This is a genomic window from Pallidibacillus pasinlerensis (assembly GCF_009996845.1).
GTDB lineage: Bacteria > Bacillota > Bacilli > Bacillales > Caldibacillaceae > Pallidibacillus > Pallidibacillus pasinlerensis.
In genome coordinates, this window is the sequence record NZ_JAACYS010000094.1 from 1 (window position 1) to 9,493 (window position 9,493).

The 9,493-nt window shown below is 35.5% G+C and carries 12 protein-coding genes and 1 pseudogene; all 13 read left to right on the forward strand.

The window, feature by feature from the left end; genetic code table 11:
• The first annotated feature begins 158 nt into the window (after positions 1-158).
• The 13 genes and pseudogenes from GW534_RS14755 to GW534_RS14815 all read left to right on the forward strand — a co-directional run bounded on the left by GW534_RS14755 (position 159) and on the right by GW534_RS14815 (position 9,295).
• A complete protein-coding gene (locus GW534_RS14755; protein ID WP_161921752.1) occupies positions 159-521 on the forward strand; it encodes a DUF1360 domain-containing protein in 363 nt (120 codons plus the stop codon).
• A 63-nt stretch (positions 522-584) separates the two neighbouring features.
• Positions 585-731: a hypothetical protein gene (locus GW534_RS14760; RefSeq protein WP_161921753.1), complete on the forward strand. Its 147-nt coding sequence runs from the start codon at positions 585-587 to the stop codon at positions 729-731.
• A 190-nt stretch (positions 732-921) separates the two neighbouring features.
• Positions 922-1,401, forward strand: coding sequence for a YhcN/YlaJ family sporulation lipoprotein (locus tag GW534_RS14765; protein WP_161921754.1), 480 nt, complete (start codon positions 922-924; stop codon positions 1,399-1,401).
• A 14-nt stretch (positions 1,402-1,415) separates the two neighbouring features.
• Positions 1,416-1,892, forward strand: a complete 477-nt coding sequence (gene spoVAC, locus GW534_RS14770; protein ID WP_161921755.1) for a stage V sporulation protein AC — start codon at positions 1,416-1,418, stop codon at positions 1,890-1,892.
• A 1-nt stretch (position 1,893) separates the two neighbouring features.
• Positions 1,894-2,910, forward strand: a complete 1,017-nt coding sequence (spoVAD, locus tag GW534_RS14775; RefSeq protein WP_161921756.1) for a stage V sporulation protein AD — start codon at positions 1,894-1,896, stop codon at positions 2,908-2,910.
• Positions 2,911-2,940: 30 nt separating this feature from the next.
• On the forward strand, positions 2,941-3,297 hold the full coding sequence (spoVAE, locus tag GW534_RS14780; RefSeq protein ID WP_161921757.1) for a stage V sporulation protein AE: 357 nt from the start codon (positions 2,941-2,943) through the stop codon (positions 3,295-3,297).
• 188 nt (positions 3,298-3,485) lie between these two features.
• Positions 3,486-4,346, forward strand: a complete 861-nt coding sequence (locus GW534_RS14785) for a PRD domain-containing protein (RefSeq protein ID WP_161921758.1) — start codon at positions 3,486-3,488, stop codon at positions 4,344-4,346.
• A 278-nt stretch (positions 4,347-4,624) separates the two neighbouring features.
• Positions 4,625-4,891 carry a phosphocarrier protein HPr gene (locus tag GW534_RS14790; RefSeq protein WP_161921759.1) on the forward strand — a complete coding sequence of 89 codons (267 nt, stop codon included), beginning with the start codon at positions 4,625-4,627 and terminating at the stop codon, positions 4,889-4,891.
• A complete protein-coding gene (gene ptsP, locus GW534_RS14795) occupies positions 4,891-6,609 on the forward strand; it encodes a phosphoenolpyruvate--protein phosphotransferase (RefSeq protein ID WP_161921760.1) in 1,719 nt (572 codons plus the stop codon). Before GW534_RS14790 ends, ptsP begins: the two co-directional genes overlap by 1 nt.
• Before the next feature lie 36 nt (positions 6,610-6,645).
• Positions 6,646-7,605, forward strand: a complete 960-nt coding sequence (gene pfkA / locus GW534_RS14800; protein ID WP_161921761.1) for a 6-phosphofructokinase — start codon at positions 6,646-6,648, stop codon at positions 7,603-7,605.
• Between the two features lie 74 nt (positions 7,606-7,679).
• Positions 7,680-8,537: a class II fructose-bisphosphate aldolase gene (locus GW534_RS14805; RefSeq protein WP_161921762.1), complete on the forward strand. Its 858-nt coding sequence runs from the start codon at positions 7,680-7,682 to the stop codon at positions 8,535-8,537.
• Between the two features lie 288 nt (positions 8,538-8,825).
• Positions 8,826-8,909: pseudogene (locus GW534_RS16590) on the forward strand (YjcZ family sporulation protein); the annotation flags it as partial.
• Positions 8,910-9,037: 128 nt separating this feature from the next.
• Positions 9,038-9,295 carry a stage VI sporulation protein F gene (locus GW534_RS14815; RefSeq protein ID WP_161921764.1) on the forward strand — a complete coding sequence of 86 codons (258 nt, stop codon included), beginning with the start codon at positions 9,038-9,040 and terminating at the stop codon, positions 9,293-9,295.
• Positions 9,296-9,493: the final 198 nt, after the last annotated feature.

A 9,493-nucleotide genomic window follows, 5' to 3' on the forward strand; every position in this document is an offset into this window, starting at 1 on the left:
CTTTATGTCCCATAAATATCCTCCTTATCGCAAGTAATTCTTATTCATTTACAGACTATGTAAATAGTGCACAATCGGTATCATTTAAAAGCCTATTTTTGGATGAATTAATTATAAAAGTGAGCCTACTTTTATATACATAAGATGGGGGGATGCCAATGACGCTCGAATTGACGGTATGGGAATTTGTTTTAATTGCTCTAGCTACCTTTCGTCTAACAAGGCTTATCGTTTTTGATAAAATTACTGAGTTTGTAAGGAAACCGTTTATAGAAGAAGTTGAGGAAATAAACGAACATGGAGAAATAGAATTTTATATAGAAACAAAAGGAAGTGGTTTAAGAAAATGGATTGGAGAATTACTCAGTTGTCATTGGTGTACAGGTATGTGGGTAAGCATTTTTTTAATTCTTTTTTATCTTTATTTTCCGTTTTATGCACAGATCGCTATTTTGATTTTAGCCGTAGCAGCAGTGGCCGCAATTATAGAATTAATAATTGGGTTGTTAATGGACAAATAATCTGTAACGGAAAAACTTTTTAATACGTAAACTAATAAAAAAAGCGAGGAAGAGGGGATAAACTTGCGGAGAACAAGAACAAGGGAAGCGACACTACAATTACGTCAATCAAGAAAAGAAATTGGGAGACGGCGAAGTAGATGTGGCTGTGGTAGAAGAAGGAGAATGCAAGCTCAACAAGAGCGGGAAGAGCAACAAAATCAGGAGTAATAATGTATAATATAAAGTTTTAAAAGTCTAGACTAACCTTCGTTAATCTAATATGCAGTTTAGATATTAGATTAGCAAAGGTTTAGTCTTTTTTTATACATTTATTGTAAAATCGGATATCTTACATAGAAATCAGATTTAAGAGTAAAATAATAAGTAAATAATGAGATTTATTTTGTGAGGGAAAAATATGAAAAAAAATTTAAGTAGGTATTCCATCCTCTTTTTTTGTTTAATTTTTATTTTATCCGCCTGTAGTTCGAATCAAGCATCAGAAGGTTCTATTACCGCTCTATTTACTGAAGTAAATCCTGCACCACTTTCCGTAGAAGACTCTGAAAGTAGAGTAGAAATGGCTCAGAAAATACGAGAAATTATTTTAACATTTGATGATTTGTACGACTCTGCCATTGTTCTTGGAAAAGAGGATTGTTTAGTAGCGATTAAAGTACGGCATACGAAACGTTTTCGTATGAAAAAAATTGAAAAGGAATTAAAAGAAACTTTAGAAAAGGAATTTCCAAATGAAAATTTTACGGTATCTAGTGACTATAAAATTTTCTTAGAAGCGGTTCGTTTAAAGGATAAGGTAAAAGAGGAAAATTGGCCAGTAGATAAAAGAGAGGAACAATTACAAAAAATTATTAAATTAAGTAGAGAACAAACGTAAGGGAGGAGTGTTTTATGTCGCAGAAAGAAAAAACACCAGAACAAAAGGAATATGATCAGTTACAAAAAAAACATGAGACGAAACGTCCGATTTTAAGAAATTGTGTCGTTGCTTTTTTCGTTGGTGGCACAATATGTTTGATTGGACAAGCAATTTCCTTTTTATACATATACTTTTTTAATTTTACAGAACAAACGGCTGGGAACCCAACAGTAGCGACTATGATTTTTATTTCTATGTTGTTAACAGGTTTTGGTGTTTATGATCGAATTGGACAATTTGCAGGAGCGGGTAGTGCTGTACCTATTACCGGATTTGGAAATGCAGTAATCTCTTCTGCCATTGAACATCGGACAGAAGGATTTGTATTGGGTGTAGGCGGAAATATGTTTAAGATGGCGGGGTCAGTAATCTTATTCGGTGTTTTTTCCGCATTTGTCGTTGCGATTATTAAAACGTTAATTACGCAATGGTTTTTAGGAGGTTTTTAATATGTTAAAAGGAGAACAGAGTTGGGTCTTTCCGAGGCGGCCAGTCATTGTAGCTACCGGAGTTACGGGTGGACCTTTTGAAGGGAACGGAAAGTTAGCAGAAGACTTCGATTTGTTACACGATGATTTGTGGATGGGCGAAGATTCATATGAAAAAGCCCACCGTTTACTTATTGATGAAGCTATTGAAATTGCTTTAAAAAAAGCAAAACTGCAAAAGGAAAATATCGAATTTTTAATTGCCGGTGATTTAATTAACCAAATTACACCAACGACATTTGCGGCTCGCAACGTTGGAATTCCGTATTTCGGAATTAGTGGTGCATGTTCAAGCTCAATGGAAGGATTAGCACTTGCTGCATTTATTGTTAATTATCAAGGAGCAAAACATGTTCTCACGGGTTCAGGAAGTCATAACGCAGCGGCAGAACGACAATTCCGCTATCCAACTGAATATGGGGGACAAAAACCACCTACGGCTCAATGGACAGCAACCGCAGCTGGTTTTGCCATCGTTACAGAACAAAATGAACAAAATCAAAATGAACCGAAAGTAACAATGGCTACTATCGGAAAAGTTATTGATATGGGAATGACGGATCCTTTTAATATGGGGGGGGCAATGGCACCTGCTGCCGTCGACACAATTCTTGCCCATTTTAAAGATACTGGTCGAACTCATGAAGATTATGATTTAATCGTTACGGGTGATTTAGCAAAAGTTGGTCGTGCAGCTGCTTTAGATTTAATTCATGCGAAGGGGATTGATTTACCATCAGAAAAATTCCAAGATTGTGGGTTAATGATATATAAAGATGATCAAGAAGTACATTCTGGAGGTAGTGGTTCAGGTTTATCAGCAGCCGTTTTGTACGGTCATTTGCTAAAACAAATGAAATACGGCACTTACAAAAAGATATTATGTGTAGCAACAGGTTCCTTGCATTCACCATTATCAGTCCAACAAGGAGAATCGATTCCGTGTATCGCTCATGCAGTGGCGATTGAAATGGATTGAAAAAATACATAATGTTTAGGAGGGATTCGGATGTTAGCGATGTTTTTTTGGGCATTTGTTGTTGGTGGACTTATATGTGTCATTGGTCAATTGTTATTTGATGTATTTAAAATGAACCCAGGGAAAGCATTAAGCATATTAGTTGTATGTGGAGCAATATTAGATGGATTAGGATGGTACGAGCCTTTATTAGATTTTGCCGGTGCAGGAGCATCGGTTCCGATTACGAGTTTCGGAAATTCTTTAGTACATGGTGCAATGCAAGAAGCGGAAGCTCATGGTCTTATTGGGGTAATTACTGGAATGTTTGAAGTAACGAGTGCCGGTATTTCAGCTGCGATCATCTTTGCATTTATCGGCGCATTAATTTTTAAATCAAAAGGATGAGTTTGATATTAAATTATTTGTATAGAAATATGGTTTTTGTTTGACAAATTCCAGAAATACAGTATACTAGTACTAAGTGAAGGGGTGTTACTGACTCGATCAGGCACAACCTATTCAATGCAATGTAAATGTAAGCGTTTATTATTTTGGATTGGTTTTCTTCATGGATTTTTAGGAGAAGAATACTTATGCTCACAATTATAAAACCATTAAACAACAACATAGTATTAGCAAAATCTGCTGATACAAATGATGAAATAATTTTGTTTGGAAAAGGTATAGGCTTTAAAAAAAAGACTGGTGATCTTATTGATCTAAGTAGTGCCGAGAAAGTTTTTCATCCTAAAAAGAACGAAAAAAATATTCAAACTAGTAAACTATTAGAGGATATTTCTACTGAAGTACTAATAGTTACCGAGAAAATCGTCAGTTTAGGTGAAAAACAATTAAAAGGTAAATTAAATCATTCAATATTGCTTTCGTTAGCAGACCATATTCAATTTGCAATTGAAAGGGATAAAGATTTAATAGAAGATAATCCTTTACAATACGAAGTCCCTTATTTATATTCCACAGAATATAAAATTGGGAAAATGGCATTGGAAATTATTCGTGAGGATTTAGGAATTTCACTCCCAGAAATGGAGGCCTCTTTTATTGCTTTGCACTTTGTGAATGCACAAGGCGATAGTAATTCAATGGAAAATACTATGCAAAGTATTAAGTTAATTAAAAATGTCATTTATATTATTGAACAATTTTATGAAATAGAATTGGATAAAACAACAATTACCTATTCTAGATTTGTAACTCATCTACGCTACTTGATTGCACGTCAGAAGATGAATAATAATAATACAGATGATGTCCCTATGGATGATGATCAGTTTTCTGAGATAATTCGAGAGCAATATATGAGAAGTTATGCCTGTGCTCTATTAATAAAAGAAATGATAAAAAAAGAATTTCAATGGCAAGTTACTGATGATGAAATCGTCTATTTAGTCATATATATTGAAAGATTAGTCGAAGAAAATAAAAAAAGTTAATATAAACGTCTCTTTTTAGGGTGTTACTTTTTAAGGCATGACCTAAGCAGAGTCTACGCATCTATTTTGTGTGTGGACATTGCTTAGGTTTTTTTATTCTTCGAACATAAAAATAGTAGATATAGACAAAATATAATCATTAGTATGTAGTTTAATGGTGATTATGGATTGAAATAGTGATGCTATGCAATCTATCTTCTCGCGTTTTATTTAAATAAAATGAAAAAATCTATGATGATTACTAATCGTTTATATTAGGAAAAAGGAGTTAGATAATAATGGTTAGTCAACAGTTTACAATAATTGATCCACAAGGTTTACACGCACGTCCAACTTCAAAATTAGTAGGAACTGCAAGTAAATTTACTTCTAATATTAACCTTAAAGCAAAGGGAAAAGAAGTGAACTTAAAATCAATTATGGGTGTAATGGCGTTAGGAATTGGTCTTGGTGATGAATTAATCATTACAGCAGAAGGGGATGACGAACAAGCGGCTTTAGCTGCTTTGAAAGATACATTAATTAATGAAGGGTTGGCTGAATAATGGGGACTATTTTACGTGGAATTGCTGCTTCCAGCGGGATTGCGATCGCTAAAGCGTATCGTTTAGTAGAACCGGATCTATCCATTGAAAAGAAAACGGTATCAGATACAACTTCTGAAATAAAAAGACTACAAGACGCACTTACCATTTCCATAAGTGATTTAGAAGCTATACGCGATAAAACAAAACTTGAGTTAGGTGAAGATAAAGCTGAAATTTTTGATGCGCATATATTTATACTCAATGATCCTGAATTAATAAATCAAGTTGAAGATAAAATCAAATCAGAGAGTTTAAATGCTGAATATGCATTAAAAGAAGTTACCGATATGTTCATTGAAATGTTTGAGCAGATGGATAATGAATATATGAGAGAAAGAGCTGCAGATATTCGGGATGTAAGGAAGCGTGTTCTATCTCATTTGCTCGGTGTAAAAATCGTTAATCCTAGTCTGATTGAGGAAGATGCAATTTTAGTGGCAGAGGATTTAACACCTTCAGACACCGCGCAATTAAACCGTCAATATGTAAAAGCGTTTACAACGAATGTTGGAGGCCGGACATCTCACTCAGCGATTATGGCTCGTTCGATGGAAATTCCAGCGGTCGTTGGGACGAAAACAGCTACTGAAGTAATAAAAGATGGTGATTTGATTATTGTTGATGGTTTAAAAGGAGAAGTTCATGTAAATCCTTCCGAGGAAGTTGTTCAACAATATAAAAAAGAACAAATTCGTTTTGAAGAACAAAAAGCCGAATGGGCTAAATTACTACATGAAAAAACAAAATCGGTTGATGGGCACGAAGTACATCTTGTAGCTAATATTGGTACACCTCAAGATTTAGAGGGCGTCATTAATAATGGTGGCGAAGGTGTCGGCTTATTCCGAACAGAATTCCTTTATATGGGAAGAAATGAGTTGCCAACAGAAGAAGAACAATTTGAAGCTTATAAAACGGTTCTTGAAGGATTAAAAGGACAACCTGTCGTTGTGCGTACATTGGACATTGGTGGGGATAAAGAACTTCCATATTTAAACTTGCCTAAAGAAATGAATCCGTTCCTTGGCTTCCGTGCAATTCGTTTATGTCTTGAAGAACAGAGTATTTTTAGAACCCAATTACGGGCATTACTCCGTGCAAGCATATATGGAAATTTAAAAATTATGTTTCCGATGATTGCCACTTTAGATGAGTTCAGAACTGCAAAGGAAATGCTTCAAGAAGAAAGGCAAAAGCTAATTAGTGAAGGAATTCAAGTATCAGATGAGATTGAAGTAGGAATCATGGTTGAAATTCCGTCGACAGCTGTGATGGCAGATCTATTCGCGAAAGAAGTTGATTTCTTTAGTATAGGTACGAATGATTTGATCCAATATACAATGGCTGCCGACCGTATGAACGAAAAAGTTTCCTACTTATATCAACCTTATAACCCAGCGATTTTAAGATTAGTGAAAATGGTTATTGATGCTGCGCATAAAGAAGGAAAATGGGTAGGTATGTGTGGTGAAATGGCTGGCGATGAACTCGCAATACCGCTACTACTCGGTTTAGGGTTAGATGAATTTTCAATGAGTGCAACCTCAATTTTAAAAGCAAGAGCACAAATTTTACGTCTTTCAAAAAAAGAAATGGAAGATTTAGCTCAAAAAGCTCTACAAATGAGTACAACGAATGAAGTAATTGCTGCGGTAAAAGCAGTGATAGAAAAATAGCAGTCTATTATCTAACTTTGTATATGGGGTGAGTACGTGAAAAAAATCGGTGTTTTAACGAGTGGGGGAGATGCACCTGGAATGAATGCTGCTGTTAGAGCAGTCGTTCGGAAAGCCATTTACCACGGGTTAGAAGTATATGGTATTACAGGTGGTTATACAGGTTTAATCAATGGAAATATTGAAAAATTTGACTTAGGCTCAGTAGGTGACATTATTCATCGTGGTGGCACTATGCTCCTTTCGGCAAGATGTGAGGAATTTAAAACGAAAGAAGGGCAGCTAAAGGCAATTGAGCAACTAAAAAAATTTGGTATTGAAGGTTTAGTTGTTATCGGAGGAGACGGATCTTTCCAAGGCGCTAATGCACTTACGAAACATGGTTTTCCGTGTGTAGGCGTCCCTGGAACAATCGATAATGATATTCCTGGTACCCAATTTACGATTGGTTTTGATACTGCATTAAATACTGTAATTGATGCTATTGATAAAATTAGAGATACTGCACAGTCCCATGAACGTACATTTATTATTGAAGTTATGGGACGTAATGCTGGGGATATTGCACTTTGGTCAGGTCTTGCAGGTGGTGCTGAATCCATTTTAATACCTGAAGATGACTATGACATAAATGAGATTGTTGACCGTTTGAAAAATAGTTATAAACGGGGGAAAAAACATAGTATCATCGTTGTGGCCGAAGGAGTGGCAAGCGGTAGTGAAATTAGTAAGCAGCTCAAAGATTTAATTGGTGTAGATACGCGTGTTTCAATTTTAGGTCACATGCAACGGGGTGGGTCCCCAACTGTATTTGATCGTGTGTTAGCTAGTCGCCTCGGGGCTCGGGCAGTAGAACTTTTAATGGAAGGTAAAGGTGGCCGAGCTGTAGGTATTATCAATAATGAAATTGTAGATAACGAAATTGCTACGATATTAGCTGAAAAACATTCAGTAGATAAAAATCTTTTAGTATTGTCAAAAGAGCTTTCTATATGATAACTTTAAATTAGGCAGTAGATTATATTCTTAATCTCGCTAATAAACTTTTCGCAAAATTAGGAGGAATCATCATGGTTTTAGTCTCAATGAAAGAGATGTTAAACAAAGCCTATCAAGAAGGTTATGCTGTTGGTCAATTTAACATTAACAATTTAGAATGGACACAAGCTATACTTGCAGCTGCCGAAGAAGAAAAATCACCAGTTATTTTAGGTGTTTCAGAAGGTGCGGCTCGTTATATGGGTGGTTTTTCTGTTGTAACAGCGATGGTAAAAGCACTTGTTGAAGAAATGAAAATTACTGTACCAGTAGCGATACATTTAGACCATGGTTCAAGCTTTGATAAATGTAAAGCAGCGATTGATGCCGGATTCACATCTGTTATGATAGATGCTTCCAGTCAACCATTTGAAGAAAACGTTGCAATCACAAAAGAAGTTGTTGCATATGCTCATGAACGTGGTGTATCAGTTGAAGCAGAATTAGGTGTTGTTGGTGGACAAGAAGACGATGTAATCGCTGATGGTGTAATTTATGCTGATCCGAAAGAATGTGAAGAATTAGTAAAACTAACTGGTGTTGATTGCTTAGCTCCTGCATTAGGTTCTGTACATGGACCATATAAAGGTGAGCCAAAATTAGGCTTCAAAGAAATGGAAGAGATTAGTCAAACAATTAATTTACCATTAGTTTTACATGGTGGTACTGGTATCCCAACTGAACAAATCCAAAAATCCATTTCTTTAGGAACAGCGAAAATTAACGTTAATACTGAAAACCAAATTGCGTTTACGAAAAAGGTTCGTGAAGTTTTAAATACAGATAGTGAAGTATACGATCCACGTAGAATCATTGGACCTGGACGTGAAGCAATTAAAGCAACAGTAATTGAAAAGATGCGCGAATTTGGTTCTTCAGGTAAAGCATAATCATTTACTAAGGTGAAGAACATCAAATGTTGATAAATTAATTATATATCAATATAATGACTACCTCCAATAAATTTGACCTGGGAAAAAGGTTCAAAATATGGAGGTGGTCTTTTTTTTTATGGTTTAAAGTGTAAATATTTCGAAAGCGCCTATACACTTTATGAACATTTTACATATTCTAGGATTGTAAGAACGATAAGTGAGGTGAAAAATATGAGCTGGGGCTTTGGAAGCTGCGGCGGCGGTTGTAGCTACGGAGGCTATGGTGGCTATGGCTACGGTGGTGGCTATGGCGGCGGTAGTACATTCGTGTTAATCGTCGTATTATTTATCTTGTTAATTATTGTCGGAGCAAGTTTCTATGGGTAAATCATAAGGAGGGCAGGTCAACACCTGTCCTTTTCTTTTGTAAAATAAAAAAGATTGATGACCATATGAACCCAAATTAAGTTTTAGCATAGTATAAAGTAGTTTAAAAAGGAGCGTGAAATATTCGAATGGATCAAAATTTCTTTAAAGGATTAGAAAATAAAACTGGAGTTAATATGAATGATATTTTTCAATTAGCTAATTCATTGCAATATGCGAATTTAAAGGATGAAAATACTGTACGCCAAGTCGTTCAACAAGTTGCACGTATTGCTGGACGCGATGTACCTAAGGAATTAGAGGATAAGATTGTAAAAACGATTGTAAACGATGGAAGTAAGTTAGATTTTAATACGATTGCGAATATGATGAATAAGAAAAAATAACATTTCGTTGGCGGACGCTTTCCTAGGGGCTGCTCTGAGCCTCCTCGGACTCGCAAGCTCGCCTGCGGGGTCTCAAGACTCACGCTTATCCCGCTGGAGTCGCCGCCAACTTCATATAATTTATTTAAATTTGATAATGGACAACTTATACTAAAATTACAAAATTTGAAAATATTAAGATTATAGGTGATGATAAAA

Coding starts and splice junctions, on each gene's coding strand:
- GW534_RS14755 (WP_161921752.1), top strand. CDS start 159: ATGACGCTCGAATTGACGGTATGGGAATTTGTTTTAATTGCTCTAGCT.
- GW534_RS14765 (WP_161921754.1), top strand. CDS start 922: ATGAAAAAAAATTTAAGTAGGTATTCCATCCTCTTTTTTTGTTTAATT.
- spoVAC (WP_161921755.1), top strand. CDS start 1,416: ATGTCGCAGAAAGAAAAAACACCAGAACAAAAGGAATATGATCAGTTA.
- spoVAD (WP_161921756.1), top strand. CDS start 1,894: ATGTTAAAAGGAGAACAGAGTTGGGTCTTTCCGAGGCGGCCAGTCATT.
- spoVAE (WP_161921757.1), top strand. CDS start 2,941: ATGTTAGCGATGTTTTTTTGGGCATTTGTTGTTGGTGGACTTATATGT.
- GW534_RS14785 (WP_161921758.1), top strand. CDS start 3,486: ATGCTCACAATTATAAAACCATTAAACAACAACATAGTATTAGCAAAA.
- GW534_RS14790 (WP_161921759.1), top strand. CDS start 4,625: ATGGTTAGTCAACAGTTTACAATAATTGATCCACAAGGTTTACACGCA.
- ptsP (WP_161921760.1), top strand. CDS start 4,891: ATGGGGACTATTTTACGTGGAATTGCTGCTTCCAGCGGGATTGCGATC.
- GW534_RS14805 (WP_161921762.1), top strand. CDS start 7,680: ATGGTTTTAGTCTCAATGAAAGAGATGTTAAACAAAGCCTATCAAGAA.
- GW534_RS14815 (WP_161921764.1), top strand. CDS start 9,038: ATGGATCAAAATTTCTTTAAAGGATTAGAAAATAAAACTGGAGTTAAT.